Below are 26,102 nucleotides of genomic sequence, written 5' to 3'. Positions count from 1 at the left end.
GTAGCTACCCTCCGATGGGGTTCTCACGGGCGGCTTGATCTGGCCCTGGCCGTTCAGCAACCATCGGGCAGTAGGGCGCTTCAACCACACTTGTTCCCGTCCAGTTGAACTCTGTTGCGGTAGGCATATTAAACATTAGACTGGGTGTGATTGCCATGCTGCCATCGGTAGCGTCGTGGCGCACTCTCAACCGCAGAGCTTCCGTGTTGCCGTAAGGAATACTGCCTTTAGCCGGAACTTTTGTTGGAGAGCTTCCCAACAGCACCCAGAAGGTCCCATCAGTTGCTGGTCCTAGGTCCCATCGCAGCGTGTTGTTTTGAAAGGCTAGGCTCACTCTTAGAGGCACACCCGCTATTGCATGTCTCTCCTCACTCATGAGCTTTGCCAGCGATGTATCCAGTTGACGCGTGATATCGCGCATGCAGTTGCAGGTGGTGTCGTATTCCACAATCTTGGCGCCTTTCTGCGTGAATTCGCACAGCGACGCTTTATCGACCACGAAGTTCGTGGGTGCCGTTTGGTTTTTCATCATAATTGCTTGGGCTTGCTGAGCACCAGATAGCAGCTTGCGGTAGTTGTCGCGATTGGGCGGTGGCAATAGCGCAGTGTTGTCGTCTGCATGCATGACAGTTTGATAAAGAGCGTCTTCCAAGGCCAGTTGTGGCGCAATGCGCGCGTGTTCAGTGTGTTGAGCATAGAGCGCGAGGGCAGCCAGGACCGCTGCTAGAAGGTGCTTGAGCAAACGCTCAAACTTGGCTTTGAAAGGCTGGTATACAAGCGCCGCAAGTAGCACACTACCGCCCCACCAAGGCAGAAGAAGGTAGCGATCCGCAGCTAGCAGTCCCGGGTCTCCAGCGAGCGGTATCAGAGGCGCTATCACAAGAAACAGTGAGGCGCAAACGAGTGGCCAAGCAATTTTCTTGCGGACGATGGCTCTGACACCGGCCGCAAGCGCGAAAAATAATCCCACCATATAGAGGCCGCCAAAGCCTCGTAGGAATGCATTGATGGTTTGCCCATTTGTCCAGCCGATTAAGAGCAGGGGAATGCTGAGCAGTTGCTTGTACTGTTCAACCGGATTCACGGGATTGGTGATGTAGCCACCCATCAGCCGTCCCAGTACTGCATAGCGCCAAAAGGTGTAGAAGATCGCGATGGCGACATATGGCAGGGCGGCTTTGACACGGGTCGCCAGAGATCCTGCCGGGATGAAAGGCAATACCATGACGAGCGGCACGAAGACCTCCTTACAGGTCGTCGCAAACAGATAAAGCACGGCTCCCAAAAGCGTCATGCCATAGTGATTTTGTCGCACACCGATGGTGAAGTAGTGCATGCTTAGCACTGCAAACAGCAAGCCGGTTGCGTAATGCCCTGTCATCAATTGATGCGCAATATGCAATGTTGGCAGACCCAGCAGAAACAAGGTGGCGGCCAGGAGCGCCGCTTGGCGGTCTCGCCATAGACGGACTAGCCGATAGGTGGAAAAAGCCGTAGCCGCCAAAACGACTAACAGGTGTGCGTAATGCCAGCGCGGCAGCATGCCGAACAGTGCCAGATTGATGTCGTAGAAGAGGGCGTTGTAGGGCGTGACATTGGCATACGATTGCAGCACTGTGATCGATGGCTGCAAGTAATACTGCCAAGGCGCATAGGTCGCTACAAACTTCAGGTGCATTCCGTCGTCAAAGCGCCAATATCCGTTGAGCGCACTGTTGTGCAGCACAAAGGTCAGCAGACAGAGCAAAACGAAGACAAAACAGTTTTCGTTTTGGGCGATGTTGTGTTTGGTGATTTGTAAAAACCGACTGTGTGTGCTGTGACTCATTCAGCCCAGGTCCAGTAGTGATGCGCGGCAAAAGTTAGGGCAGGCAATGCTACGAAAACCATGGCAGTGCCCATCAGGTAATGCCAACCCAAAGTTTCGGCCATTGCACTCAAACCCGCGGTGATGGCCAGCCCCATTAGTGAAACCAATAAAAAGCGCTTGTACCGGCTTCCATCCATTGGCGTGCCGTAGTTCCATCTGCTATTTGCGTAAAATGAAAAGACATTGGCCACTACAAAGGCCAGGCAGTTTGCGAGCACTGGATGCACAGAGAGCAGTTCTACCAGTGCAGTTACGACACCTAAATGGATGAATGTATTCAGGACGCCAATGGTTGAGAAACCGGCGATGCGTCGAAAGAGGGTTTTAGACAACAAGGATTCACTCATCGGCGAAGAATCCAAATCTGCTGCGCACCAAGTAGATGGGGCGTTGTTTGACTTCGCTGTAGATACGGCCAATGTATTCACCCAGCACACCAATTCCTATCAGCTGTACGCCTCCCAAAAACAATATGGCGCAAAACAGCGATGGGTAGCCCGGTAGATCTGTTCCGGAAACGAGGGTGCTGATAACCACCTTGATTGCGTAGCCAATGGCAAATATGGAGACCAGGCCGCCTACGTAAGTCCAAATACGCAGAGGAAGGGTGGAGAAACTAGTGATTCCTTCCAGCGCAAAGTTCCACAGTTTCCAACCACTAAAGCTGGATTTGCCAGCATAGCGTTCGTTTGCTTCGAACTCCACCACGGTGCTGCGGAACCCGACCCACGAAAATATGCCCTTCATGAATCGGCGGCGCTCGGGCAATAGACGCAATGCAGCCACGACCTTCTTATCCAACAACCGAAAGTCACCTACATCGGGAGGGATAGCGTGATCGGAAACTGCATTGTGTACCTTGTAAAAGAAATTCGAAAACCAACGTTGTAACCAGTGATCGGTATTGCGGGATGCCCTACGGCATAGAACTACGTCATAACCTTCCCGCCAGTGATGTATCAGCTGCGGAATTAATTCTGGCGGGTGCTGTAGGTCTGCATCCATGGGAATCACTGCGTTTCCAGTGGCTGCGTCCAGGCCGGCAGTGAGTGCGGCTTCCTTGCCAAAGTTTCGCGTCAAATCAATGACTCTGAGGTGGGCGTTTTCGGAAACAGCTTCTACCAAAATGGCCAATGTGTCGTCACGGCTGCCATCGTTGACCATGATGATCTCGTACGACAGCCCAGTAGGCTGGAGAACAACCTTCACTGCATTAAGAAATTGGCTGATGTTTTCAGATTCGTTGTAGGCTGGTACCACCAAAGAAATATCCACGGTAAAACCCCTCTGATTGAGGGGCACATCCCCTTGCGCGCACATTGTAAAGCTGAGCTTTTTGTGCCAATCGATCGGTGGTAGCCTGTTCTGCAACTCCCGGTTTCAATCCAATGCCAGTTTGTCCACCATCGTATGCACGCGTTGCCGGGCTTCGAGACTTGCCCCAGTCATCGGCAGCCTCAAGCCATCCTGCACCAACCCCTGCTGTGCCAGCATGGCCTTGATCACCGCCGGATTGGGCTCCGCAAACACTGCGTTTATCAACGGCACCAGAGGCTGCCACAGTGCTCGGGCGTGTGGTAGATCTCCCCGACGCAGACTGTGCATTACGGCAACAAACCGGCTCGTACACAAATGGGCACTGGCAGTGATGGACCCCGCACCACCCAGGGCCAGCGTGCTGAAAACTTGCGCGTCTTCGCCGGCCAGCACCTGCAGGCGCCCGTCGGTAATCAGGGCCTGGGTCTTGCCTGCATCACCGCCACAATCCTTGATGGCCTGGATATGGGGGTGGGCCGCGAGTGTCAGCAATGTGTCCAACGCGAGGGTGGCGCCGGTGCGGTAGGGGATGTCATAGACGACCAGCGGTTTGTCGGATGCATCCGCCAGCGCCGTGAACCACTGCACCAAGCCCGCCTGCGAAGGCCGAATGTAGTGGGGCGCAGGCACCAGCAGTCCGGCGATGGGGCGTTGCGCCAATTCCTTGACCCAGGCCACGGTCTGCACCAGGTGGTAGCCCGAAAGCCCCATGACCACCGGCAATGGCCCCGCAGCAGCCAATACGGTATCCAGCACGGCCAATTGTTCTTGTTTGTCCAGCGCGGCAGCTTCGCCGGTGGAGCCACAGGCCACAAAGCCGTGGACACCGGCCGCGGCATAGTGTTTGACCAGCCGGGTCAGGGCAGGGTGGTCTACCGATTCACCAGCAAACGGTGTGATCAATGGGATCCAGAGGCCAGAGAAATCGCGGGAGCTAGGCATGCATGTGTCCTTTTCGAAAACGACCGATGGAAAACCGTTCTTATCGGATGTGCGCGAGAACCAAAAAAAGCAGGGGGGTGTTTGTTTTGGTGGTTCCGTTGCTCATCTGAGAACGGAACCACAAAGCTCCGGTCAGATGAGCTTGGGTTTTTTGGCTTTGCTGGCGCGCGCCACACTGCACGGCACATGGCGCTGTAGGGCCATGTTGGGGATGCAGAGTTGGAGTGCGGGCATAGGTGGAGTGTAGCAGCGCACAAGTGCCACAATTGCGCCATGAGCACCCTGCAAAAAGCCCCCCGCGTTTCCATCCAGACCGAAGACTTTGATCTGGGCGAAGTGGTGAAAGCATTGCACGCCAACGACGCGCGGGTTGGAGCCGTATGTTCTTTCCTAGGCACCGTGCGGGACAGGAATATCGCTAATGGGGATCCTGCGGGTCATGTACAGACTATGGAGCTGGAACACTACCCCGGCATGACCGAAAAGGCCATCGAAGACATGATCGACGAGGCGCATAGGCGCTTTGACATCTTTGCCGCACGGATCATCCACCGCATCGGCTTGTTGCAGCCCACTGATCAGATCGTGCTGGTGGCTGTGGCGTCTGCACACCGGGGCGAAAGCTTCAAGGCCTGTGAATTTTTGATGGACTACCTGAAGACCCAGGCACCGTTCTGGAAGAAGGAGCAGACGGCCAGCGGCGCGCAGTGGGTGGATGCGCGGGTCAGTGATGATGAGGCGCTGGCGCGCTGGGGTATTCAGGCCACAAACGCCTGAAGCGGGGGGCGAGGCGGCCCCTCAGTTCAGGTAGGTGGGGCGGGTCGCATCCGGGCTCAGGTCGATTTCATCCGCTACATCCGGCTCTGCCGCAAGCGGTACGGCGCTGTGTTGGCCAACCTCCCACTGCGCCTGTTCCAGCGCATTGCCCAGCAGTTTGATCACCGCAAACACCAGCTCACTTGAGAGGTCTATCTGGAACCCACGGCTGGAAGGCGGCTCGTCCAGTACTTCGGTAAAGTTGAGTTGCAACTTGCCGTTGCCGTAGGGGGTCAGGCTGACTTCGGTCACCACCAGCGGGTTGGGCCCCATGGGGCGCTGGGTGACACTGGTTTGGTAGGGCGTGCTGAAATCCGCTTTTTGCATGGCCTCTTCACGGTTGAAGTCGGCCAACAATGCCTTGGTTTGCACGTCCATGGCCGCTAGGTCCACAAATCCATCGGTCTTGGCGTCTTGGGGAATCGCAAAATGGTCAATGACCACCCGGTTCAGCAGGGGCCACAGCCGCAGGCTCATGCGCCGCGTCAGCCAGACCTGTACCTCAGTGCCCGAGCCCGTGTTGATGTCCACCAGGATTCGATCGTGGTCCTGACGGTAGCGGATCGATATCTGGCGAATGTCCATAGTTTGATTCTAGTCAAGTCGCTGGGCAGCGCTTGCACTTGAAATAGGTGCTACAAGCCCAAGCTCATGGCTAACCGGAGATTTTTATATGCGAATGGACAAACTCACCACCAAATTCCAGGAAGCCTTGGGCGAAGCGCAAACACTGGCGCTGTCCAATGACCATGCCTACATCACGCCCGCCCACCTCTTGGTGGCCATGCTGCGCCAGGACGATGGCCCCAAGGCCTTGCTGCAGCGCGCAGGCGTCAACGTGCCGCAGTTGTTGGCGGGTGCCGAAGCCTATGTGAAAAAGCAGCCCCAGGTGCAGGGGCAGGACCAGATCTCGGTAGACCGCGACATGGGCGCGCTGCTGCAGGCGTCCGAGAAGGAATCCATCAAGCGCAAAGATCAGTTTGTATCCAACGACATGTTCCTGCTGGCGCTTTCCGACAGCAAGGCCGAGATCGGCAACATCGCCCGCGCCAGTGGCATGACCCGCAAGAGCCTGGAGAGCGCCATCGACACCGTACGTGGCGGCCAGAGTGTGGATAACGCCGATGCCGAAGAGCAGCGTGAATCCCTCAAGAAGTACTGCATTGACCTGACCGAACGCGCCCGCATGGGCAAGTTGGACCCGGTGATTGGCCGAGACGACGAGATCCGCCGCGCCATCCAGGTGCTGCAACGCCGCACCAAGAACAACCCCGTGCTGATTGGCGAACCGGGTGTTGGCAAGACGGCCATTGTGGAAGGCCTGGCACAGCGCATCGTGGCCGGCGAGGTGCCCGAATCGCTGAAGGGCAAACGCGTGTTGAGCCTGGACATGGCCGCGCTGTTGGCCGGAGCCAAGTTCCGTGGCGAGTTTGAAGAGCGCCTGAAAAATGTGCTCAAAGACCTGGCCAAGGACGAAGGCCAGACCATTGTGTTCATTGACGAACTGCACACCATGGTGGGTGCCGGCAAAGCCGAAGGCGCGATGGACGCCGGCAATATGCTCAAGCCCGCGCTGGCCCGCGGCGAGTTGCACTGCGTGGGTGCCACTACGCTGGACGAATACCGCAAATACATAGAGAAAGACGCCGCACTGGAGCGCCGCTTCCAGAAGATTCTGGTGGGTGAGCCTACTGTGGAGGCGACGATTGCCATCCTGCGTGGCCTCAAAGAGCGTTATGAAGTGCACCACGGCGTGCAGATCACCGACCCGGCGATCGTGGCCGCGGCCGAGTTGTCCAACCGCTACATCACCGACCGTTTTTTGCCCGACAAGGCGATTGACCTGATCGACGAGGCTGCCAGCAAGATCAAGATCGAGCTGGATTCCAAGCCCGAGGTCATGGACAAGAAAGACCGCCGCCTGATCCAGCTGCAGATTGAACGTGAAGCAGTGAAACGCGAGAAGGACGAGGCCTCGCAAAAACGCCTGGAACTGATCAACGAAGAGATCACCGCGCTGCAAAAAGAGATTGCTGACCTGGACGAGTTGTGGAAGTCTGAGAAGGCCCAGGCTCAGGGATCGAAAACCATCATGCAAGAGGTGGAGAAGGTCCGCCAGCAGATCAAGGAGCTGACCGACAAGGGTGACTTCAACCGCGCGGGTGAACTGCAATACGGCAAGCTGCCCGAGCTGGAAAAGCGTTTGAAAGACGCTCAGGCCCAGGAGGCCGGCAAAACCAAAAATGCCAAAGACGGTGGCCGTGCGCAACTGCTGCGCACCATGGTCGGCGCTGATGAAATTGCCGAGGTGGTGAGCCGCGCCACAGGCATTCCGGTGGCGAAGATGCTACAGGGTGAACGCGACAAGTTGTTGCAAATGGAAGGCAAGTTGCACGACCGCGTGGTAGGCCAGGACGAAGCCATTGCCGCGGTTGCGAACGCCATCCGTCGGTCACGCTCCGGCCTCTCGGACCCTAACCGCCCTACAGGTTCCTTCCTGTTCCTGGGGCCCACGGGCGTGGGTAAAACCGAGCTTTGCAAAGCGCTGGCAGGCTTCATGTTTGACAGTGAAGAACACCTGGTCCGCGTCGACATGAGTGAATTCATGGAGAAACATTCCGTGGCCCGCCTGATTGGCGCGCCCCCCGGTTATGTGGGTTACGAGGAGGGTGGTTACCTGACCGAAGCCGTGCGCCGCAAACCCTATGCCGTGCTGCTGCTGGACGAGATTGAAAAGGCGCATCCCGATGTGTTCAACGTGCTGCTGCAGGTGCTGGACGATGGCCGCCTGACCGATGGTCAGGGCCGCACCGTGGACTTCAAGAACACCATCATTGTGATGACCAGCAATATTGGCTCACAAATGATCCAGTCCATGGTGGGGCAGGATTACGACGATGTGAAAGATGCGGTGACTGCGGAGCTGAAGAACCACTTCCGCCCCGAGTTTCTGAACCGCATTGACGAGACGGTTGTGTTCCATTCTTTGGACGCCACCCATATCGCCAACATCGCCAAGATCCAGTTGCAGGTGCTGATGGCCCGCCTGGCCAAGATGGACCTGGGCCTGGTGGTGTCCGACGCGGCGGTGGCCGAGTTGGCCAAGGTGGGGTTTGATCCGGTGTTTGGTGCGCGGCCCTTGAAGCGCGCCATCCAGCAGCGTATTGAGAACCCTTTGTCCAAGCTGTTGCTGGAAGGCAAGTTCGCGCCCAAGGACACGATCAACGTCGGTGTGGATACGATCCAAGCGCCCGGGCAGTTCAGTTTTTCCTGACGCCTGATACGGGTGGTTTAGCGGTCTTTTTGGCCGCTAGCCCCCGTGAAATATGCGCAGCCAGCTATGGATTTGGCAGCAAATCCTGGCTGGCTTTTTTTATAGATTCAGGGTGGCGCGGCCTGCGGGTGAACAGACCCACAGAAAGCCAGCGACGTTCAGTACCACCGTGGCCCAGAAGGTGGCGCGAAATTCGGCTTTCGCGGATTTGTGCCGCAGAAACTGTTGCGCCAGCAGCGCGCCGGGCCATCCACACGCCAACGCAAGCATGTGCAGCGTGCTCTCCGGTGTGCGCCAGTTGCCTTGGCGTGCGGCAGACTTGTCCAGGGCGTAAGCCATGAATGTGATGGCACTGGCCGCGGTATAGATTCCGGCGATCAGCAGGGGTGGTTTCCACATCACGCTGACCGCCAGATACAACAGAAGAAACGTCGGTATCGCAAAAAGGGCAGCCCCGGTCATCATTTCAGGTTGTGGTGGTGACTTCGAATCGCATAGACCGACCGGTTGCCTACAGTGACAGTGTCATGAAGACGCTGTAGGGGTCTTCCGGGTAATCGGCAAACGGTCCGCAGCGCTGGAAGCCGAAGCCTTCATACAATTTGATGGCGGGCTCGAAGCCGGGCACAGAGCCGGTTTCCAGACTCAGTCGGCCGTAGGAGCGTTTGCGGGCCTCGGCCAGTATGTGGACCATCATGGCCTTGGCAGCACCCTTGTTACGGTGTGCTGCCGCGGTGCGCATGGATTTGATCTCGCCATGGTCGGCGCTCAGTTCTTTCAGGGCGCCGCTGCCCATCAGCTCGGCATCCTTGGACCAGATCGTCCAGAACGTGATCTCAGGGCGGCGCAGCGCGTCCAGGCCCAGCGCATGCACGCTCTCCGGCGGAGATAACTGGTGCATGTGGTCCAGGTGTTCCTGCATCAGGCGGTGGACTTCGGGGCCGGTGAGATCGTCGGTTCGGATGTGCATAGAGCGTCAGATAAAAAAAGCCGCACGCCCGCTATATTTCGCGCTGCGATTGGTCGAGTAGTTTCTGGATATCGGCCAGTACCGTTGGAATCTCTACTTGCAGCGTTTCCCACACCATATCGGTGTTTACATCAAAGTAGGCGTGGATCAGGCGGTTTCGCATGCCAACAATTGCCTTCCAAGGAATGTTGGGGTTTGCGGCTCGAACTGCTTCAGAAACCTTGTTGGCCGCTTCTCCCAGGACTTCAATGGCGCGAATGACGGCAAATAGCAGCATTTGATCCGTCTGCAAGTCACTGCGTTGGCGACCTGCGGCGAACCGCAAAGCAGCTTGTGATGCCTCCACCATGTGCAGCAGGCGAATACGGTCTTCAGCGTGCATATTGCACTTGGGCCGTGCGCACAACTTCGTCCCGAAAATGCCGTGACAGGTCACGGGCAGTACGGAGGTCCACCTTGCGTCCACCCAAAAGACCGGAGAGCTCGTCTTCCATCGCCGCCATGCCCAGCAGGCCGGGCACACTTTCTGGTTCGAAATCCACCAGCAAATCTACATCACTATCCAGGCCCGCGGTCCCCTTGGCCTGCGAGCCGAACAAGGCCAGACTGCGAATACGGTGGGACTCGCAGAATTTTTGAACGGTGCGTTCGTCAAGATTAAAAATGGGATGCATGCTGTCGCTTTGGGTTGGCGTGTTGGTATTGTGCCTTGGCCGACTCAGCCCCAGACGATGGACTGCATCGAGATAGCCGCACCCTGGTATCCCGTGTTGAAAAAGCGCGGCGCATCCGCGCTGCGGGCGGCACCGGCGGCGTAGAGCAGGGGTAGGTAGTGCTCGTAGGTCGGGTGGGCTTGTTTGGCCACCGCGCCCAGGGCCTGGAAGTTTTGCAGCGTGTCCAGGTGGCCGGTCTTGATCTGTTCGTGGACCAGGGTGTCGAATTCGGCAGCCCATTCATAGGCGTCATTGGGGCCGGTACCGGGTCGCATGGCGCGCAGGTTGTGCACGATGTTGCCGCTGCCCACAATCAGCACACCACGGTCGCGCAGCGCATGTAATTGCTGACCCAGCGCATAGTGTTCGGCCGGGGGGCGGGCGTAGTCCATGCTGAGCTGAAGCACGGGGATGTTGGCCTGGGGGAACATGGGTTTGAGGATGGACCAACTGCCGTGGTCCAGCCCCCATACATCAGCATCCACACCCAGCTGGCGGCCATCGGTGGGGGACTTCAAGTCTCGGGCCAGTGCACTGGCGACTGCGGGTGCGCCCGGTGCGGGGTATTGCTGCTCAAACAGTGCGGGCGGAAAACCGCCAAAGTCGTGGATGGTTTTGGGCTTGGCCATGCCGGTGATCTGCCAGCCGCCGCGGGTCAGCCAGTGGGCCGATATGCACAGGATGAGCTGGGGCTGCGCCTCGCGCGCCAACAGTTCGGCGCCCAGGCTCTGCCAGCTACGGCGCCAGGCGTTGTCTTCGATGGCGTTCATAGGGCTGCCGTGGCCGACGAAGAGCGTGGGCATGCGGGGAGAAGGTTTGAGTGATTGCAGCAAGGGAAGGGCTGCTGCGTCGGCAAGTGAAGTCATGGGAACTCCTGGTAAATGGGCTAGGGCGGCCAGGGCGGTTAATGTGGTTCTGCGGTACATGCCTATGTGGAGACTTTCAATCTGCCCTTAGTTCCATCGGTCGGCCTTTGCTGGACGGATGCCTATATGAAAAATTGGCCTCTAGCCCCCGTCCACTATACACAATACGCTATTGTTTTGATAGTGTTTTGGTCTGGAAATGGCTGGGTGCCTTACCCATCGCCTGTTTGAACATGGCACTGAAGGCGCTGTCGCTGGCATAACCACTGGCCGCCGCCACCTGGCTGATGGGCATGCCCCGTGCCAGCAGGGGCAGGGCGTGGGCCAGTATGGCCTGCTGGCGCCATTGCTGGAAATTGGTGCCCAGTTCGTCGCGGAACAGTCGGGCCACCGTGCGTTCGCTGGCGCCAACATCGGCCACCCAGTCGCGCAACTGGGAGCGCTCGGCCGGGTCGCGAAGCACGGCTTCGCACAGGGCGCGCAGGCGTTTGTCGCCGTGCTCCGCATGGGGCATGGGTACGCCCAGGGCCTGGGTGGTGGCGTGGGTCATTTCGTCCACCGCCAGGGCCATGATGGCGTCGTCGCGCTTACCCGGCACCGAGTCTTCCAGTGCATGCACCAGTTCACGCAGCAGCTTGCTGACCATCAACACGCGGCAGTCGTTCCAGCCCGGCGGTGTGACCGACGGGTCCAGGTCCACGGTGCGCAGTTCGGCGTCCTCCAGCACGATCACGCGGTGCTGCACCAGGGGTGGAATCCACACCGCGCGGGTGGGCGGCACGATGTAGGTGGTCTGCACGCCGCCCTGTGTCACCGTGACTTGCATCAGGCCGCTGGCGCAATAGGTGAACTGCGACCAGGCGTGGTGGTGGGGCTCGATGTGGGCGTCCATGGCCAGCGCGCGGGCCCGGCTGCGCACCGGGCGCTGGGGGGAGGGCGCACGATTGGCGGAGTCGTCGAAGCCAACGGTGGTTAGTGTGGATCGGGGTTTGGGTGCGGGCATGGTCTCGCTTGCATTTGGCGGAATTTCGATGATTATTGTCTTATTGTCGTATTCAAGCATGCGGCACTGCGTCCTACCATTGGCGCCATGAACACCACCACCTTCCCCACCGCCGCTCCCGCGGTGCCCATGCAACAAGACGCCACCATCATCGGCCTGGTGGGCTTGGCGCACGCCAGTTCGCACTTTGGCCACCTGTTGTTGCCGCTGATGTTCCCCGTGTTCATGAAGGAATTCGGCTTCAGCTTTTCAGAGCTGGGGTTGCTGATGACGACCTTTTTTGTCGTCTCTGGCGTGGGTCAGGCTTCTGCGGGCTTTGTGGTGGATCGGCTGGGCGCACGACCTTTGATGTTTGTATCGCTGGGTATTTTTATGGCTGCCTGCCTGGCTGCATCCATGGTTACTGGCTATGCTGGTCTGATGCTGGTGGCTGCATTGGCTGGTTTGGGTAATGCATCATTCCACCCGGTGGATTTCACCATCCTCAACCAGCGCGTTTCGGCGCCGCGCCTGGGTTATGCCTACAGCGCCCACGGTCTGACCGGCAACTTGGGCTGGGCCGCCGCGCCGTTGTTTTTTGCCGGCTTTGGGGCCGCGTTGGGCTGGCGCTCAGCCTATGTGGCTGCCTCGGTCCTTTATGCCGCTATTTTTGCGCTGCTGTGGTTCCAGCGGGACAAGCTCAGCACCCAGGTTGTGCGCCGTGATGTGCAGTCCATGGCAAAGGGCGAGACCGAACACGGCATGGCATTCATGAAACTGCCCGTGGTGTGGTGGTGTTTTGGTTTCTTTTTGTTGTCCACGATGACACTGGCCGTGGTTCAGAACTTTTCGATCTCTATCCTCAAGGCCATGCATGGCGTCAGCCTTGAGGCAGCCACCTATACGCTGACTGCCTACATGTTGTGTGGCGCCGTGGGCATGTTCATAGGCGGTTTTGTTGCGGCCAAGACTGCCAACAGCGACCGCGTGGTGGCATGGGCCATGGCGGCGGGTGCGGTGCTGTTGGCCTTCTGCGGCACGGGTTGGCTGGGCGCCACGGCGACCATGGTGGTGCTGGCCATCACCGGGTTTGCGGTGGGCATAGGTGGCCCTTCGCGCGACATGATGATCAAAAAGGCCACACCCCACGGTGCAACCGGGCGGGTGTATGGGCTGGTGTATTCGGGTCTGGACACCGGTTTTGCCATTTCTCCCGTGATTTTCGGTGTGTTCCTGGACCGTGGCTGGTATAGCGCAACACTGCTGGGAGCCGCGCTGCTACTGCTGCTGAGCGTGGGCGCGGCCCTGGGTGTGGGGCTGCGCACGGTGCCGCGGTAACAGCCGTTCTAGGGGCAAAACCCAATCGCTGGCATGATGGAGGGCTTTTTCGCCAGCTTTCCCGAATTTTCCATGACCGACACCTTGCCTCCTACTACCCCCGAAGCGGTTGAACCCGTAGCACCCGTTACTTCTGCGGATGCCCCTGTTACCGATACGGTCGATGCCCCTGAAGGCGCTGCGCCGGCCGCCTCCAAACGCGCGCCCAAGCCCGATGTGTTTCCGGTGCTGGAAAAAATGGCAGCGCTGTACCCCAAGCTCTTTGGCGCGGTGTTTTTGCCGCTGAAGCGCGGCATCTTCCAGGACCTGCAAGAGGCGCACCCCGATGTGTTCGAGCGCGACAGCCTCAAGGCCGCGCTCTCCCTGCACACCCGCTCCACCCGTTACCTGACCGCCGTAGCGTCTGGCGAAGACCGCCACGACCTGCAAGGCAAACCCGTGGAAGCCATGGCACCCGAGCATGTGCACCACGCGCTGCTGGAAGTATTCCGCCGCCGCCAGACCCGCAGCAAAGAAGACCTGCGCCCCAAGCTGATCCAGCGCATTGTGGTGGCGTGTGAAGCCTCTGGCCTCACACCCCAAGCCTATGCAGAACTGGTGCGCAGCCGCGACGAGGCGGCCAACGCCGCGCTGGACGAAGCCATGGTGGAGGCCGAAGCCCGCGCCGCCAAGACCGAAGCGCTGCTGCAGGCTTTCAAGGCCAGCGGCAAATCGCTGGACGTCTTTGCCGACATGTACGGCATGGACCCGCGCGCCGTGAGCCGCATGCTGGCGCGTGCCACTGTGACGCAGCCTACGCCTCCGACACCACCCCAAGCCTGAGCGGCGCAGCACCGGGGCATGGACCAAGCTGCAAGCAGCCAGCCTGCCGGCACCGTACTGCGGGCCCAAGGGCTTGGCTTTGCTTATGCCAAGCAGGCGGCGCTGTTCAAGGATTTTTCGTTCTCGCTGCCACCGGGTGTTACCTGGCTGGGCGGCGACGAGAGCACGGGCAAAACCACCTTGCTGCGCCTGCTGGCCGGTGAGCTGTCCGCCCAAAGCGGCAGCTTGCAGATCAACGGCCTGTCCTTGGCCGACCAGGCCCAGGCCTACCGCAGCCAGGTGTTTTGGGTAGACCCACGTACCCAAGCCTTCGACGCGTTGACTCCCCAAGCCTATTGGGATGGTGTGCGCAAGCAGTACCCGGCGTTTGACGGAGCACTGCTCTCGGAACTGACAGAAGAATTTGCACTGGCGCCACACCTGCCCAAGTCGCTGTACATGTTGTCCACCGGGACCAAACGCAAGGTCTACCTGGCCGCAGCCTTTGCCAGCGGAGCTGCGGTTACGCTGCTGGACGAACCCTTTGCCGCGCTGGACAAAACGTCGATTGAACGGGTGCTGACTGTGCTTCAAGAGTCTTCTACGCACCCCAGCCGGACCTGGGTGGTGGCGGACTATGTGGCACCACGTGGCGTGGTGTTGGCGCAGACCATTGATTTAATCGGGGTGTCGTCAAGCCCACATCCGTGAAGCCGTAGTGGGCACCCTCTGGCGTTAGGGCTTGTTGCCCGTTCCAGTGCCTCGCATCACGACTTTAGCGGCGACTTTGGCAACCTTATCGGCAAACAACACGACTGGTACGCCATCGCGCCGCGCTTGCTCCAGATCTGCCTTCTCGACTTCGGTTTGTCCCGCTGTACCTGCGTCGCCACCTTCGGCGGCCCATAACAAATCCATAGGCACCAAGAGGGCCAACACAATGCCGATCGCGCCAAACATGGCAGCGCTCATAAACCAGCCCATACCGCCATCTAGCGCACCCACATACAGGCCGAAGATGGCGGAAATAAAGCTGTAAGCGGCGACGAACAAAGCACGGCCAAACGAATCGATCCGGTCACCGCCGTTCTTCGATCTGGGTTTGGCTTTACCGCCCACTACCAGGCGAAACATGAACGATAAAACGCCAATCGGCAGCATCACGATTTCCATTGAATACTTGGCGAGCATGAATCCGACAGAGGTCAGTCCTACTGCCGCCGCCAAGGCCGTGCCCGTATGGCCAGGTGCCGATAGCAGGGTCATGCCCGCGTTTGCCGCAGCAGCAGTGGCTAAAGCCGCGATGACTTTGAGTGTTGTATGCAAATCTTCATTCATTGCGTTTGCGGGTTTCAGAGAATAGGGAAAAGAGATAGCACAGAAATGTCAGCCAAGTATCAACCCGCAGCAGCGGTATCGCGCAGCGTGAAAACCCTAGACGCTGGAGCGCTGATTGACAATCTCGGGTCACCTCACCATTACATTCCATCAGCACATGCCGAGCAATATTGAAATCAAAGCCCGCATAAAAAGCGTAGAACCGTTGAAGCAGGTAGCCGCGTCACTCAGTGGTTCCGATCCGGTCGAAATTTTGCAAGACGACACCTTTTTTACATGCGAAGCAGGGCGGCTCAAGTTGCGTGCTTTCACAGATGGCACGGGCGTGCTGATTTTCTACCAACGAGCAGATGAAAAAGACCCGAAGGAGAGCTTCTTCACAACAGCTCCCACCCTGGCGCCAGACGCGCTGCGCGACACGCTGTCGTTGGCCTACGGGCAGTCCGGCCGCGTCAAAAAACACCGCACGCTGTTCACGGCGGGGCGCACGCGCATCCATCTGGACAGGGTTGACGGACTGGGGGATTACCTGGAATTGGAGGTCATGCTGGCGGACGGCGAAGCAGCTGAAAGTGGCCACCAAGAGGCGTACGCAGTCATGGCGAGCTTGGGTGTGCAGCACTCGCAGCTTGTGGCGAGTGCGTATGTCGATCTATTGACGGACAAGGTAGCCAACCAATAATACTTAAGCAAAATCAGCCTGTAGCCCCCGTGCAGGCTTGATTATTCACTATCACATTGATAGCAACTAAACAACCTTGGTTTTTTTGACAGGTTTGGCCTTGGAGGTACCGTTCAACGCCACGGCCTCTTGAATCAGCGCCTTGAAGGCGGTGGCATCCACCGCGTCCCCCTCAAAGATATCGAGCGCACGGCGCGTATTGCCGTCCAGGCTGGCGTTGAAGAGTTGGGTCGGGTCCTTCAGCGCTGCGCCTTTGATGAAGGTCAGTTTGATCTTGTCCTTGTACGACTCGCCGGTGCAAACAATGCCGTTGTGTTCCCACACCGGAGTACCCATCCACTTCCAGGTCTCGACCACGTCCGGTGCTGCCTCAAGGATGAGCTTGCGCATGCGCGCCAGTGTTTCCCCGTGCCAACCGCCGAGGGTGGCGATTTTCTCGGTGATCAGCTCCGATGCGGATGGGGTGTGGCTAGTGTCTGGAGTTTTCATGTTCAAGCTTCCTCCCCAAAAGTTGTAGAGGTAGTGAAATTTTGAGTGCGTCAACTCGATTCGTTGTTCTGGTCAACTGGTCGCACATGGAATGAGCTGGCGTCCTTACCGGTATGCACCGCCGCAAGATAGACGATCACACCGCCCAAAAGGGCAGCTAGGCCGATAAGCGCTCCGGTCCACGAAAACGTCCATTTGATGAGGATACCCCCAACAATTGAAGTCAACAATCCGATGACGGCGATGATCTGTCGCCAAGGCGGAAGAGACCCTAGCTCGATGTCCAAACGTTCGAGTGCGTTTGGGGTGTGGGGGTAAACAGCCCGTGCCTGTGGATTTTTCGCTGCCCGCGCCGCCAGTATTGCGTTGCTACTTGCTTTGAAAGGAAATCCGCATTGTTTGCAGGTCTCGGTCGGAGCATCGTTAGCCGACTCGCATACATGGCACCGCCATTCGTACTGTGGCATGGAAGGTGAGGCAAGGTGCCCCAAGTTGTTTGGGGCGATTCTATGCCCCAGATCAACTCAATCAAGGTGCGTTCCGCTACACAGCGTCTGGCTGCAAAGCCGGCGCAGCCTTGACAAAAGCATCCAGCGCCAAACACGCTGTTTCAATTCGGCGGATCGTGGGAAACGCATCCAGCGGCGTCTCAAAGCGGCGTGAATTGGCGATCTGCGGTATCAGGCAGCAGTCGGCCAGACCGGGTGTGTCGCCATGGCAGAAGGCGCCGGTGTGCGGGTTGTTGGCCAGCAAGGCCTCCACGGCGGTGAAGCCTACGGTGATCCAGTGGCGGTACCAGGTTGCCTTGGTGGTTTCGTCTAGCTTGAGGTCTTTTTCCAGGTACTGCAGCACACGCAGGTTGTTGAGCGGGTGGATCTCGCAGGCTATTGCTTGCGCGAGTGCCCGCACGCGGGCACGGCCCAGTGCGTCACGCGGCAGCAGCGCGGGCAGTTCTGGGCGGGTCTCGTCCAGGTATTCCATGATGGCCAGGGACTGGCCTATGGCCTGGCCGTCATCCACCAGCGTGGGCACTAGTTCGGCGGGGTTGATGCGCTGGTATTCGGCAGTGTGCTGCTGGCCACCGTCTTTGAGCAAATGGACGGGCACGTACTCAAAGGGCAGGCCCTTGAGGTTGAGCGCAATGCGCACCCGGTACGAGGCCGAGCTGCGGAAGTAGCTGTAGAGCTGGAGCATGGGTTTGTCCTCCATCAAGCCAAAGCACGGGCAGGTAGCAACGTGCCACGCACCTCACCAAAACCGATGCGCGCGGCGCCGGCCGCCTGGCAAGCGCCGCGGAAGATGATGGTGTCGCCGTCTTCCAGAAACGTGCGCTTCTCGCCATTGGGCAGGGTGATTGCTTCTTTGCCGCCCTTGGACAGCTCCATCATGGAACCTGCCTCGTCTAACGCGGGGCCGGACTGTGTGCCACTGCCCAGCAAATCGCCAGGCTGCAGGTTGCAGCCGTTCACCGTGTGGTGCGCCACCATTTGCGAGACGGACCAATAGGCGTCGCGGAAATTGCTGTGGGACAGGCGGTGTTCGGCCAGGCCTTTTTCGCGCATGGCAGCGGTCTGGATGAAGACTTCCAGTTCGATATCGACCGCGCCGCTTTCGCGCAGTTCGGTCGAGTCCAGGTAGGGCAGGGGCTGCGGGTCGCCTTCAGCACGGGTCCACGCCTGTCGGTACGGTGCCAGCGCCTCCATGGTCACGATCCAGGGCGACACGGTGCTGGCGAAGTTCTTGGCCAGAAAGGGGCCCAGCGGCTGGTATTCCCAACCCTGCACATCGCGGGCCGACCAGTCGTTGAACAGGCACAGGCCAAATACATGCTGCTCGGCCTGGGCCATGGATACAGGTTCGCCCAGCGCATTGCCCGGGCCGATGAAGATGCCCATCTCCAGCTCGTAGTCCATGCGTGCGCTGGCGGCCAGCACGGGCTCCGTCGCGCCCGGGCGCATGACCTGGCTGACCGGGCGGCGCAGCTCCTGGCCTGAGATGCCGATGCTGGAAGACCTGCCGTGGTAACCAATGGGAATCCACTTGTAGTTGGGCAGGAGCGGGTTGTCGGGCCGCAGCAGCTTGCCGATGTTGGTGGCGTGGTGGACCGATGTGTAGAAGTCGGTGTAGTCACCAATCTGCGCCGGAACGGCATATTCGGCATCGGCCTGGTCGACCAGGCAGGTGCTCAGTGCGGACTGCAGCGCATAACCCTCGCGCAGCGCGCGCGACAAGGCCAGGCGCAGTGCCGACCAAGCGTGGGAGCCCAGTGCCATGTAGGCATTCAGCGTGGGTGCGCAGCAGGCCAGGGCGGCGGTATCGGCATCACCCGTGAACACACTTTTGGCCTGGGCGGCGGTGATGTCCAGAATCTGGTCGCCAATGGCCACGCCTACGCGAAAACTCTCGGCACTGCCGTAACGGCGGAACACACCAAAAGGCAGGTTCTGGATAGGGAAATCCGTGCCCTCGGCATTGGCAGATTCGACCCAGCTGCGCAGCGCGGGGTTGTGGGTTTCGTTGGTGGTCATCATGGTGCTCATTGCCCGGGAATGCCTTGGCCGTTGTGCATCCACGCGGCGTGTTTGGGTGCCTTCTTGGTGCGGTCCCACTCGTTGAGCATGTCCCATTTCACATCGTCCAGCGCCTTGGTCATGGCGGGGGTGGCAACATTCACCGACAGTTCCAGGCGGTGGCCGTTGGGGTCAAAGAAGTAGATGGATTTGAAGATGGTGTGGTCGGTGACGCCAATCACTTCAATGCCGGCGGCTTCCAGTTTGGTCTTTTGCGCTTCCAGTTCGGCCAGGGTGCCGACCTCAAAGGCCAGGTGTTGTGTCCAGGACGGGGTGTTCTTGTCGCGCTCCATGGGGGGGCTGTTGGGCAGCTCAAAAAAGGCCAGCACGTTGCCATTGCCGGCGTCCAGAAATACGTGCATATACGGGTCGGGTGCCTTGGTGGAAGGCACTTCGTCTTCGGCAATGGCCAGCACAAAACCCATGTCCAGGTGTTGCATGTACCACTCCACAGTTTGCTTGGCATTGATGCAGCGGTAGGCCACATGGTGGATCTTCTTGATGAGCATGGTGTTTCTCCTGCAGGGCGTTAAACGGGTCAATGGCCGCTATTAGAGGGGAGATTGATCTATCATTCAAACAGATTTTTATGATGAATTTATACATATAACTTATGAATATCACGCTGCGCCAATTGCGCGCCTTTGTGGCCTTGGCCGACTCTGGCAGTTTTACCGATGCAGCCACCAGTCTGCATGTGACCCAATCGGCATTGAGCGGCCTGATCAAGGAGGTGGAGCAGACCCTGGGTGTGCAACTGGTCAACCGCAGCACCCGCAAGGTCAGCCTGTCGGAAGCCGGGCGCGAGTTTTACCCGCTGGTGGCGCGCCTGCTGCAGGACCTGGACGGTGCGCTGGACACCATCACCGACCTGAAAGCCCTCAAGCGTGGCCTGGTGCGGGTGGCGGCGCCGCAGCTTATGTCGGCATCCGTGTTGCCGGAGGTGATAGCGGGCTTCAGACAGCAGTACCCGGACATTGAAATCCGCTTGTCCGACTGCATGGTGGAGCATGTGTTGCCCAAGGTGCACAGCGGTGAGGTGGACTTTGGCGTGGGGCCGGAGCGCGAGCCTTCGGCTGATATTGAGGCCCAGACGTTGTTCGAGATTCCCTTTGTCGTGGTGTTCCGGTCGGACCACCCCCTGAACAAGAAAAAACGTGTGACCTGGGACGACGCCCTGCGTTACCCGGTGATTGCACTCAAGGGTGAGTTCACGCACCGCCTGCGGGCCGACCTGCACGAATCCCTGCACGACGAGGCGCTGAACCCGGCCAACGAGGTCGGCTTTATGACCACGGCCTTTGCCATGGTCAGCGCTGGCCTGGGCGTGACCACCTGTTTGCCGTACGCCAGCAGCCTGATACGCCTGCACCAGTTGCAAAGCCGCCCCCTGGCTCCCATGGTGCGGCGCAAGTTTTTGGTTTTTACCCGCAGGGACAGGCCCCTGTCACCCGCGGCGCAGCGGTTTTCGGAGTACCTGTTGGCGTATGTGACACAGCAGGACTGGTGCACGACGGCCAAGTAATGCCGCAACGCCTTGCCCGGTTTTACAACGTGGCGAAGTGTGACGGGCTGTGTGCACCGGGCTGGTAGCCGTCAAACAAGATTGTGATTTTCGCAATGCAATCGCGTGCCGTGGCCTCCTGGTGGCGGGTGGCAATGGCATCCATCAGGTCGGGGCGCAGGTACCAGAGTTCGGCAATGTGTTGGGCGCTGTCGATGCGGCGGTTGATGCCCGTGCGGTCATCATCGCAGTAGGTGTCCAGCGCCCTGAACATGGCCCTGCGCACGCTTTCCATCACCTCGTCCGGCGCACCGGCGGTGTTGCGGCCCAGCAGAGCCCAAAAGCTGTTTCTAAAGCGCATACGCGCGAGTGTGCAACGTTGGGGCCGCGGTGGTGCTGCAATAACTGCGGTTTTACACCCCCAATATTTTCAATCACTACACATCCCACTCGGAAAGCTGCTGGTTGGCGGCAATCAGGCGCGTGACCAGCATCTTGATAAACGCCTTGTCAAAGCAAGACTGCAGTTCTACCGAGGCCTGCTTGACCGAGACACTTTTGAGTTTGAGCACGGAAATATCTGTCTCTGCCGTAACGGTGGCCGATCGCACGTTTTCACCGGATTGCAGATACGCCATTTCGCCAATGCTCACACCGGCCTTCAAGCGGGTCAGCGCCAGGTCTTTTTTGGTGACTTTGACCGAACCTTCCAACAGCAGGTAAAACGAGCGGCCAACGGAGTCTTCTTTCATCAGCACGCTGCCGCGCTCCAGAGAGCGGATGCGGCCCAAGCGCAAAGTTTCCCAGATGGCCACGTCGCTGAAACTGCGGAAGAAGACCAGTTTGCGCAGCTTCTGGAACTGCTCCAACTCGGTCAGCTGGCTGGTCAGTTTGACCACGCTGCTGTTGGCGCCAAACAGGGCGTTGGCGAACTCTCCCCAGTCGGCAAACCGGTCCTCGGGTTTCTTGGCAAGGGCGGTGCGCACCAGGTCACTCAGCGCCTTGGGCAACTCTGGTCGCAGCACCCGGATGGACGCGGGGTCTTCTGCCCCAATTTTGTAAATGGTGGCGTAGTCGGTGTCGCCCTGGAACGGTTTTTGGCCTGTCAGCAGTTCGTAGAGGACCACCCCCAGCGAAAACATGTCGGACTGTGCGGTGAGCGACTCTTCGCGTATCTGCTCGGGCGACATATAGGCGGGTGACCCCATCAGCCCCGCCACCTGGGTCACATCACCGTTCTGTGACATGGCTGCACCAAAGTCGGTCAGTTTCACATCACCGTCGTTGCGCAGCAGAATATTCGCCGGTTTGATGTCGCGGTGCACCAGCCCGTGCGCATGTGCGTACTCCAGCGCATTGCAACACTTGAAGGCGATATCCAGCACCTCGGGCACCGGCAGCAAGGTGTTGGGTTGGGTGTGCTCTTCCAGGGAATGCCCTTGCACATACTCCAGCACTAGGTAGGGCGGGTTGGCCCGCTCGTCCGCATCGATCAGCGACACGATGTGTGGGTGGTTGATCTGCCCGATCAGCACCGCCTCGTTGTGCAAAAGGCGGCGGTATTTGCCTGCCTGCGTCGGGTCCACCAGCAGGTGGGGGTGTATCTGTTTGATGGCAACCCAGTTGTCCCGGAACGTGTCACGGGCCAGGTACACCACACCGCTGGCGCCGCGCCCCAACTCGCGCTCGATCTGGTATTTACCGATTTGCAGGGGCGTGGAAGAAGACATGTTGCTGTTCGCTGTGACGTGCTACGGCGATTTCACCACACTGAAAGTTTGAACAAACTGAAGAAAGTGAAAAGCTCAGGGTAGGTTTCTATTTTGTAAAGAAGTGCAACGCCTCGTAATTTGCTATAGGGAGTTAGCAATAATTGCAGTAGCAAAAAAAATATTGTTCAGGGGGAAATATGGAAACCAGCTCGATGCCGGTTTATTCACTTCGTCGCAGTCAAACTGCATGGCCAAAGGGCGACGACTAGGCGCGTCGTTTTGTTAAGGCTGCTCTTCAGCAGCATCTGCACGTCAATTTAGCGACAGGCTAAAGCTGGACTTTAAGTCCGAGCTCAATTCTTTCATTCGAGCACTCACGCTGACTGTTATCGGCGGGAAAACCTTTGCCTGGCGAATTTTGCCGGCTGTTGGTTTGCGTTCGATTGTGTCCGTTCTCATCGATTTTTCGAGCGACATTTTCAGGGAGAAAAAGTGAAGAAGATTCAGTTCTATTGTGCGTCGGTGGCGCAGGTCAAATGGCTCGTGGCATCACTCTTTTTCTTACCGATGACAGTCGTCATGGCCCAAGAAGTCATCCCGGACTTCTATCGCGACCCCGGCTTAAGTCCCAACCGCAGTTACGTCAATCAAAGCTTCAATGAACAGATTGACCCATTCACCGGATCGCTGCAACAACACTATGTCGATTTGCACATTCCTGGCAATGGCGGATTTGACCTCAAGGTGGTGCGCTCATACAACAGCGCGTCGGTCGATCCTCTGAATCCTGCGACTTATGAGTCGCTAACCGGCGTAGGTTGGACCATTCATTTTGGCCGGGTTCTAAAAAAGAACAATTCCATCTGCTTGAACAGCAACGCACTGACGGTCTCAGATAACCCAGTTCTGGAATTGCCGGATGGTAGCCGTCAGATGCTGGCCTTCACCGGCGGTACATCGCCGCTGATGCTAACTACACAGCGCTGGAGGGCCGACTGCAACTTAAGCGGGCCTGGTGGCCTGACGGTGTATTCACCAGACGGCACCCAGTACGAGATGACCCAAATGGCGAACGTCGGAATAGGCAGCCCAATCTATGCGTGGTTTACCACAAAGATCACCGACAGGAATGGCAACTATGCCAACATCAGCTACGCATCACTGGCCTCACCTGAAATTACCGGAATCTCGACGAGTGACGGGCGGAGCATTTCGTTTACTTACTATTCCTTGCAAAGTGGTGAACTATTCAGACGCATCTCCTCCATCTCTGGCGCAGGTCAAACGTTCAACTATGGTTACCAGGCTATACAGAACGTGACGGGCAAGTATCAATTGACCTCGGTCACCCGTCCGGGTGGGACTAGCTGGCAATATACCTACTACGGTAATCTGAATACTTCGCCTGGCAGTTACATAATGAGTCAGACCACCTATCCGCAGGGTGGAACTATCAACTATGGGTACGGATTTGCCTACTTTGATCCACAAGCCAACCCCTATTACAGATCAACAGTCGTAACCAGTAAGTCACGCAGTGCGGGGGGGAGTTGGGCGTTTGCCTATTCCCCTGGTGGACCCGGTTCCCTCGACACGACAACTATTAACTCGCCCAGTGGAACAGAGGTCTATCGCCACATCGGGCCAAACTACGTTAGCTCTGGAACTGTCTGGACGGTTGGGTTGTTGAAGTCCAAAACCATAGGAAGTCTGCAAACTGAAACTTACTCATGGGACAAGCAAAAAATTTCGTCGGAAAATTTTCTGCGCCCTGGAATCTTTAATTTGAAGGTAGATGCGGGTGAGACCAATGCACCAATCTTGACTCAGCGTGTAATCGAGAGAGAAGGAGCCACCTACACCACCACTTACAGTGGGTTTGATACGTATGGCAACCCGGCGAACATTGCAGAGTCTGGCACTTTTGGTGGCAATCGCACCACCAACTTGACCTACAACATTAACACTTCCAAATGGATCATCAATCAGCTTAAGAACGAGAGTTTTTCGGGGGGCTCTATCACCCGCGACTTTGACGGAGATGGAAACATGATTTCCATCACGCGTGATGGGGTAACAACCAGCCATACCTACGACTCGCAAGGCAGCGTTTCTTCCACCACGTTCCCGCGTTCGCTGAAACACTATTACTCGAACTACAAACGCGGCATACCACAGACCGAGAGCCAACCGGAAGGGGTATCTATCTCGCGTGTGGTCAATGACGCAGGAAATGTCACTTCGGAAACCAATGGTGAGGGGCGCACCACCGGGTTTGGATACGATGGCCTCAACCGAGTTACGTCGATAGATTACCCAACGGGCACCAGCGTAACGATCTCGTATGGTTCGGCCTCAAAAACTGCGACGCGAGGGTCGTTGACTGAAGCTACCGTTTACAACGGCTTTGGCCAACCCACTAGCGTTTCCCTCGGTGGAATCACACGTACTTTTCAAATTGATGCTTTTGGTCGCAAGACCTTTGAGTCCGATCCCGGGTCCGGCAGCGGCACCACCTACGAGTACGACATTCTCAATCGGGTCAAAAAAGTCACCAATGCCGACAGCACCAGCCAAACTATTTCATTTGGCGCTGGTAACAAGACCGTCACGGACGAGCGCAGCAAGTCGACAACGTTTACGTACCGTGCCTACGGTAATCCAGATCAACAGTTCCTGATGGGCATAGCGGCACCAGAGTCATCCGCCAATGTTTCGATTCAGCGCAATAGCCGCGATCTAACGACCCAAGTCACACAAGCTGGTTTGACACGTTACTATGGCTACTACTCCAACTACTACCTGCAGTCCGTTAGCAACCCGGAGACTGGGGCCACCACGTATGGGCGCGATGCAGCGGGCAATATGACGTCCCGTTCGGTGGGCTCTTCGGGTACCACCAATTACACCTACGACGATCAAAATCGGTTGAGTGTGGTCACCTACCCTGGCAGCACACCGTCGGTCACCAACACCTACAACAAAGTCCATAAACTTTTGACCGCCACTTCATCCACTGGAACGCGAAGCTTTGGCTATGACTGGAATGGCAATCTAACGAGTGAAACCTTGGTGGTTGATGGTCTGACCTTTACAGCCGTTTACACCTACAACGGACTTGATCAGCTAAGTGCGATCACGTATCCGCGCTCCAATGCTACGGTCAATTACGCGCCAGACACGCTGGGCCGCCCCACGCAGGTATCTGGCTATGTCAATAGCGTGAGCTACTGGCCATCGGGGCAGATCAATCAGATTGCGTATGCAAATGGCACGACCACAAGTTATGGTCAAAACGCACGACTGTGGCCCAGCAACTTCAGCACCCAAAGAGGTGGAACTACCTATATCAGCAGTGGCTATTCCTATGACGGCGCTGGCAACCTTACCAACATAAATGACTCGGTAGACAACACCTACGACCGTACATTGACCTACGACGGCATCAACCGCCTGAGCACTGTCAGCGGTCCATGGGGATCTGGGACGATCAATTACAACGGTACCGGCAACATTACCAGCCAAGTGTTCGGTGGCACCAGCTTGAACTACACGTACGACGGTAGCAACCGCTTGAGTAGCGTATCCGGTAGCCGAAACGCAACTTACGGTTATGACGCTTACGGAAACATCGTCAGTGCCTCCGGCACTGCATACACGTACGACGGTGCGCCCAATTTGCGTTGTATCAACTGCTCCGATCCCATCAACAAGATCGAATACGCCTATGACGCCACTAACCACCGATCCGTCATCACAAAGGGTGGCTTTAAGACCTACGAAATGTATGGCTCAAACGGCAACCAGCTAGTGGAGTTCACACCACTGCCCAACTCTCGCCTGGTGCAGTACATCTATCTGGGTGGCAAGCGCATAGCGCAGCGCGTCAGCAACTGATCCCTAAAAATTCGGAAGTAA

At 57.9% G+C, this 26,102-nt stretch carries 27 protein-coding genes; 8 read left to right on the top strand and 19 right to left on the bottom strand.

Features of this window, described 5'->3' with window-relative positions:
• Positions 1 to 4 precede the first annotated feature (4 nt).
• The 4 genes from HZ993_RS03035 to dapA all read right to left on the bottom strand — a co-directional run bounded on the left by HZ993_RS03035 (position 5) and on the right by dapA (position 4,129).
• The gene (locus tag HZ993_RS03035) at positions 5 to 1,828 is read right to left on the bottom strand and encodes a hypothetical protein (RefSeq protein ID WP_209395802.1); all 1,824 of its coding nucleotides are present in this window, start codon (positions 1,826 to 1,828) and stop codon (positions 5 to 7) included.
• On the bottom strand, positions 1,825 to 2,217 hold the full coding sequence (locus tag HZ993_RS03030; protein ID WP_209395801.1) for a GtrA family protein: 393 nt from the start codon (positions 2,215 to 2,217) through the stop codon (positions 1,825 to 1,827). Before HZ993_RS03030 ends, HZ993_RS03035 begins: the two co-directional genes overlap by 4 nt.
• Positions 2,210 to 3,145, bottom strand: a complete 936-nt coding sequence (locus HZ993_RS03025; RefSeq protein ID WP_245213804.1) for a glycosyltransferase family 2 protein — start codon at positions 3,143 to 3,145, stop codon at positions 2,210 to 2,212. The genes HZ993_RS03030 and HZ993_RS03025 overlap by 8 nt, the downstream gene beginning before the upstream one ends.
• Positions 3,146 to 3,250: 105 nt before the next feature.
• Positions 3,251 to 4,129 carry a 4-hydroxy-tetrahydrodipicolinate synthase gene (gene dapA, locus HZ993_RS03020; RefSeq protein WP_209395800.1) on the bottom strand — a complete coding sequence of 293 codons (879 nt, stop codon included), beginning with the start codon at positions 4,127 to 4,129 and terminating at the stop codon, positions 3,251 to 3,253.
• A 273-nt stretch (positions 4,130 to 4,402) separates the two neighbouring features.
• On the opposite strand from dapA, the gene HZ993_RS03015 reads away from it, so the two are divergent.
• Positions 4,403 to 4,906, top strand: a complete 504-nt coding sequence (locus HZ993_RS03015) for a molybdenum cofactor biosynthesis protein MoaE (protein ID WP_209395799.1) — start codon at positions 4,403 to 4,405, stop codon at positions 4,904 to 4,906.
• Positions 4,907 to 4,927: 21 nt separating this feature from the next.
• On the opposite strand, the gene HZ993_RS03010 is transcribed toward HZ993_RS03015, so the two are convergent.
• The gene (locus HZ993_RS03010) at positions 4,928 to 5,530 is read right to left on the bottom strand and encodes a hypothetical protein (RefSeq protein WP_209395798.1); all 603 of its coding nucleotides are present in this window, start codon (positions 5,528 to 5,530) and stop codon (positions 4,928 to 4,930) included.
• A gap of 88 nt (positions 5,531 to 5,618) precedes the next feature.
• On the opposite strand from HZ993_RS03010, the gene clpB reads away from it, so the two are divergent.
• Complete coding sequence (gene clpB, locus HZ993_RS03005; protein WP_209395797.1) at positions 5,619 to 8,219, top strand: ATP-dependent chaperone ClpB; 2,601 nt, start codon at positions 5,619 to 5,621, stop codon at positions 8,217 to 8,219.
• Between the two features lie 99 nt (positions 8,220 to 8,318).
• Here clpB and HZ993_RS03000 read toward each other — a convergent pair whose 3' ends face one another.
• From HZ993_RS03000 to HZ993_RS02975, 6 genes are all read right to left on the bottom strand, one after another.
• Positions 8,319 to 8,618 carry a DUF1294 domain-containing protein gene (locus tag HZ993_RS03000; protein ID WP_245213803.1) on the bottom strand — a complete coding sequence of 100 codons (300 nt, stop codon included), beginning with the start codon at positions 8,616 to 8,618 and terminating at the stop codon, positions 8,319 to 8,321.
• 112 nt (positions 8,619 to 8,730) lie between these two features.
• Complete coding sequence (locus HZ993_RS02995) at positions 8,731 to 9,189, bottom strand: GNAT family N-acetyltransferase (RefSeq protein WP_209395795.1); 459 nt, start codon at positions 9,187 to 9,189, stop codon at positions 8,731 to 8,733.
• 31 nt (positions 9,190 to 9,220) lie between these two features.
• Positions 9,221 to 9,571, bottom strand: coding sequence for a DUF86 domain-containing protein (locus tag HZ993_RS02990; RefSeq protein WP_209395794.1), 351 nt, complete (start codon positions 9,569 to 9,571; stop codon positions 9,221 to 9,223).
• On the bottom strand, positions 9,561 to 9,863 hold the full coding sequence (locus HZ993_RS02985; protein ID WP_209395793.1) for a nucleotidyltransferase family protein: 303 nt from the start codon (positions 9,861 to 9,863) through the stop codon (positions 9,561 to 9,563). Before HZ993_RS02985 ends, HZ993_RS02990 begins: the two co-directional genes overlap by 11 nt.
• 44 nt (positions 9,864 to 9,907) lie before the next feature.
• Complete coding sequence (gene ygiD, locus HZ993_RS02980; protein ID WP_209395792.1) at positions 9,908 to 10,768, bottom strand: 4,5-DOPA dioxygenase extradiol; 861 nt, start codon at positions 10,766 to 10,768, stop codon at positions 9,908 to 9,910.
• Positions 10,769 to 10,937: 169 nt separating this feature from the next.
• Positions 10,938 to 11,771 carry a helix-turn-helix domain-containing protein gene (locus tag HZ993_RS02975; protein ID WP_209395791.1) on the bottom strand — a complete coding sequence of 278 codons (834 nt, stop codon included), beginning with the start codon at positions 11,769 to 11,771 and terminating at the stop codon, positions 10,938 to 10,940.
• Between the two features lie 87 nt (positions 11,772 to 11,858).
• Between HZ993_RS02975 and HZ993_RS02970 the strand changes: the two genes are divergently transcribed.
• From HZ993_RS02970 to HZ993_RS02960, 3 genes are all read left to right on the top strand, one after another.
• Positions 11,859 to 13,088: an MFS transporter gene (locus tag HZ993_RS02970; RefSeq protein WP_209395790.1), complete on the top strand. Its 1,230-nt coding sequence runs from the start codon at positions 11,859 to 11,861 to the stop codon at positions 13,086 to 13,088.
• Positions 13,089 to 13,160: 72 nt separating this feature from the next.
• Entirely contained in the window at positions 13,161 to 13,910 is a 750-nt protein-coding gene (locus HZ993_RS02965) for a ProQ/FINO family protein (RefSeq protein WP_209395789.1), read from the top strand.
• 18 nt (positions 13,911 to 13,928) lie between these two features.
• Entirely contained in the window at positions 13,929 to 14,600 is a 672-nt protein-coding gene (locus HZ993_RS02960; protein WP_209395788.1) for an ATP-binding cassette domain-containing protein, read from the top strand.
• Between the two features lie 24 nt (positions 14,601 to 14,624).
• Here HZ993_RS02960 and HZ993_RS02955 read toward each other — a convergent pair whose 3' ends face one another.
• Positions 14,625 to 15,227, bottom strand: coding sequence for a hypothetical protein (locus HZ993_RS02955; RefSeq protein WP_209395787.1), 603 nt, complete (start codon positions 15,225 to 15,227; stop codon positions 14,625 to 14,627).
• Between the two features lie 157 nt (positions 15,228 to 15,384).
• Here HZ993_RS02955 and HZ993_RS02950 point away from each other — a divergent pair, with 157 nt between their 5' ends.
• Positions 15,385 to 15,909: a class IV adenylate cyclase gene (locus tag HZ993_RS02950; protein WP_209395786.1), complete on the top strand. Its 525-nt coding sequence runs from the start codon at positions 15,385 to 15,387 to the stop codon at positions 15,907 to 15,909.
• A gap of 66 nt (positions 15,910 to 15,975) precedes the next feature.
• On the opposite strand, the gene HZ993_RS02945 is transcribed toward HZ993_RS02950, so the two are convergent.
• From HZ993_RS02945 to HZ993_RS02925, 5 genes are all read right to left on the bottom strand, one after another.
• A complete protein-coding gene (locus tag HZ993_RS02945; RefSeq protein WP_209395785.1) occupies positions 15,976 to 16,398 on the bottom strand; it encodes a DUF1801 domain-containing protein in 423 nt (140 codons plus the stop codon).
• Between the two features lie 50 nt (positions 16,399 to 16,448).
• Positions 16,449 to 16,865, bottom strand: a complete 417-nt coding sequence (locus HZ993_RS02940; RefSeq protein ID WP_209395784.1) for a hypothetical protein — start codon at positions 16,863 to 16,865, stop codon at positions 16,449 to 16,451.
• A 76-nt stretch (positions 16,866 to 16,941) separates the two neighbouring features.
• Positions 16,942 to 17,592, bottom strand: a complete 651-nt coding sequence (maiA, locus tag HZ993_RS02935; protein ID WP_209395783.1) for a maleylacetoacetate isomerase — start codon at positions 17,590 to 17,592, stop codon at positions 16,942 to 16,944.
• A 14-nt stretch (positions 17,593 to 17,606) separates the two neighbouring features.
• Positions 17,607 to 18,929, bottom strand: a complete 1,323-nt coding sequence (fahA, locus tag HZ993_RS02930; RefSeq protein ID WP_209395782.1) for a fumarylacetoacetase — start codon at positions 18,927 to 18,929, stop codon at positions 17,607 to 17,609.
• 5 nt (positions 18,930 to 18,934) lie between these two features.
• The gene (locus tag HZ993_RS02925) at positions 18,935 to 19,477 is read right to left on the bottom strand and encodes a VOC family protein (protein ID WP_209395781.1); all 543 of its coding nucleotides are present in this window, start codon (positions 19,475 to 19,477) and stop codon (positions 18,935 to 18,937) included.
• Between the two features lie 104 nt (positions 19,478 to 19,581).
• Between HZ993_RS02925 and HZ993_RS02920 the strand changes: the two genes are divergently transcribed.
• Positions 19,582 to 20,493 carry a LysR family transcriptional regulator gene (locus HZ993_RS02920; RefSeq protein ID WP_209395780.1) on the top strand — a complete coding sequence of 304 codons (912 nt, stop codon included), beginning with the start codon at positions 19,582 to 19,584 and terminating at the stop codon, positions 20,491 to 20,493.
• Between the two features lie 22 nt (positions 20,494 to 20,515).
• On the opposite strand, the gene HZ993_RS02915 is transcribed toward HZ993_RS02920, so the two are convergent.
• Both HZ993_RS02915 and HZ993_RS02910 read right to left on the bottom strand, forming a co-directional pair.
• On the bottom strand, positions 20,516 to 20,833 hold the full coding sequence (locus tag HZ993_RS02915) for a hypothetical protein (RefSeq protein WP_209395779.1): 318 nt from the start codon (positions 20,831 to 20,833) through the stop codon (positions 20,516 to 20,518).
• A gap of 76 nt (positions 20,834 to 20,909) precedes the next feature.
• The gene (locus tag HZ993_RS02910; protein WP_209395778.1) at positions 20,910 to 22,202 is read right to left on the bottom strand and encodes a protein kinase; all 1,293 of its coding nucleotides are present in this window, start codon (positions 22,200 to 22,202) and stop codon (positions 20,910 to 20,912) included.
• A 474-nt stretch (positions 22,203 to 22,676) separates the two neighbouring features.
• On the opposite strand from HZ993_RS02910, the gene HZ993_RS02905 reads away from it, so the two are divergent.
• Positions 22,677 to 26,081 (top strand): RHS repeat protein, encoded by a 3,405-nt coding sequence (locus HZ993_RS02905; protein WP_209395777.1) that lies wholly within the window; start codon positions 22,677 to 22,679, stop codon positions 26,079 to 26,081.
• Positions 26,082 to 26,102 lie beyond the last annotated feature (21 nt).

Source organism: Rhodoferax sp. AJA081-3 (assembly GCF_017798165.1).
Classification (GTDB): Bacteria; Pseudomonadota; Gammaproteobacteria; order Burkholderiales; family Burkholderiaceae_C; genus Allorhodoferax.
Note: the sequence above shows the minus strand (reverse complement) of the source record. Positions and strands in the feature narration are given on the sequence as shown.

Excerpts from the sequence above, each read along its gene's own strand:
- HZ993_RS02950 (WP_209395786.1), top strand. The coding sequence starts at position 15,385 with ATGCCGAGCAATATTGAAATCAAAGCCCGCATAAAAAGCGTAGAACCG.
- clpB (WP_209395797.1), top strand. The coding sequence starts at position 5,619 with ATGCGAATGGACAAACTCACCACCAAATTCCAGGAAGCCTTGGGCGAA.
- HZ993_RS02940 (WP_209395784.1), bottom strand. The coding sequence starts at position 16,865 with ATGCCACAGTACGAATGGCGGTGCCATGTATGCGAGTCGGCTAACGAT.
- HZ993_RS02965 (WP_209395789.1), top strand. The coding sequence starts at position 13,161 with ATGACCGACACCTTGCCTCCTACTACCCCCGAAGCGGTTGAACCCGTA.
- HZ993_RS02960 (WP_209395788.1), top strand. The coding sequence starts at position 13,929 with ATGGACCAAGCTGCAAGCAGCCAGCCTGCCGGCACCGTACTGCGGGCC.
- HZ993_RS02910 (WP_209395778.1), bottom strand. The coding sequence starts at position 22,202 with ATGTCTTCTTCCACGCCCCTGCAAATCGGTAAATACCAGATCGAGCGC.
- ygiD (WP_209395792.1), bottom strand. The coding sequence starts at position 10,768 with ATGACTTCACTTGCCGACGCAGCAGCCCTTCCCTTGCTGCAATCACTC.
- HZ993_RS02995 (WP_209395795.1), bottom strand. The coding sequence starts at position 9,189 with ATGCACATCCGAACCGACGATCTCACCGGCCCCGAAGTCCACCGCCTG.
- HZ993_RS02915 (WP_209395779.1), bottom strand. The coding sequence starts at position 20,833 with ATGCGCTTTAGAAACAGCTTTTGGGCTCTGCTGGGCCGCAACACCGCC.
- HZ993_RS02970 (WP_209395790.1), top strand. The coding sequence starts at position 11,859 with ATGAACACCACCACCTTCCCCACCGCCGCTCCCGCGGTGCCCATGCAA.
- HZ993_RS02920 (WP_209395780.1), top strand. The coding sequence starts at position 19,582 with ATGAATATCACGCTGCGCCAATTGCGCGCCTTTGTGGCCTTGGCCGAC.
- HZ993_RS03035 (WP_209395802.1), bottom strand. The coding sequence starts at position 1,828 with ATGAGTCACAGCACACACAGTCGGTTTTTACAAATCACCAAACACAAC.
- maiA (WP_209395783.1), bottom strand. The coding sequence starts at position 17,592 with ATGCTCCAGCTCTACAGCTACTTCCGCAGCTCGGCCTCGTACCGGGTG.
- HZ993_RS02955 (WP_209395787.1), bottom strand. The coding sequence starts at position 15,227 with ATGAATGAAGATTTGCATACAACACTCAAAGTCATCGCGGCTTTAGCC.
- HZ993_RS03015 (WP_209395799.1), top strand. The coding sequence starts at position 4,403 with ATGAGCACCCTGCAAAAAGCCCCCCGCGTTTCCATCCAGACCGAAGAC.
- HZ993_RS03010 (WP_209395798.1), bottom strand. The coding sequence starts at position 5,530 with ATGGACATTCGCCAGATATCGATCCGCTACCGTCAGGACCACGATCGA.
- HZ993_RS02945 (WP_209395785.1), bottom strand. The coding sequence starts at position 16,398 with ATGAAAACTCCAGACACTAGCCACACCCCATCCGCATCGGAGCTGATC.
- HZ993_RS02925 (WP_209395781.1), bottom strand. The coding sequence starts at position 19,477 with ATGCTCATCAAGAAGATCCACCATGTGGCCTACCGCTGCATCAATGCC.
- dapA (WP_209395800.1), bottom strand. The coding sequence starts at position 4,129 with ATGCCTAGCTCCCGCGATTTCTCTGGCCTCTGGATCCCATTGATCACA.
- HZ993_RS03030 (WP_209395801.1), bottom strand. The coding sequence starts at position 2,217 with ATGAGTGAATCCTTGTTGTCTAAAACCCTCTTTCGACGCATCGCCGGT.
- HZ993_RS02990 (WP_209395794.1), bottom strand. The coding sequence starts at position 9,571 with ATGCACGCTGAAGACCGTATTCGCCTGCTGCACATGGTGGAGGCATCA.
- HZ993_RS03000 (WP_245213803.1), bottom strand. The coding sequence starts at position 8,618 with ATGTGGAAACCACCCCTGCTGATCGCCGGAATCTATACCGCGGCCAGT.
- HZ993_RS02985 (WP_209395793.1), bottom strand. The coding sequence starts at position 9,863 with ATGCATCCCATTTTTAATCTTGACGAACGCACCGTTCAAAAATTCTGC.
- fahA (WP_209395782.1), bottom strand. The coding sequence starts at position 18,929 with ATGATGACCACCAACGAAACCCACAACCCCGCGCTGCGCAGCTGGGTC.
- HZ993_RS02975 (WP_209395791.1), bottom strand. The coding sequence starts at position 11,771 with ATGCCCGCACCCAAACCCCGATCCACACTAACCACCGTTGGCTTCGAC.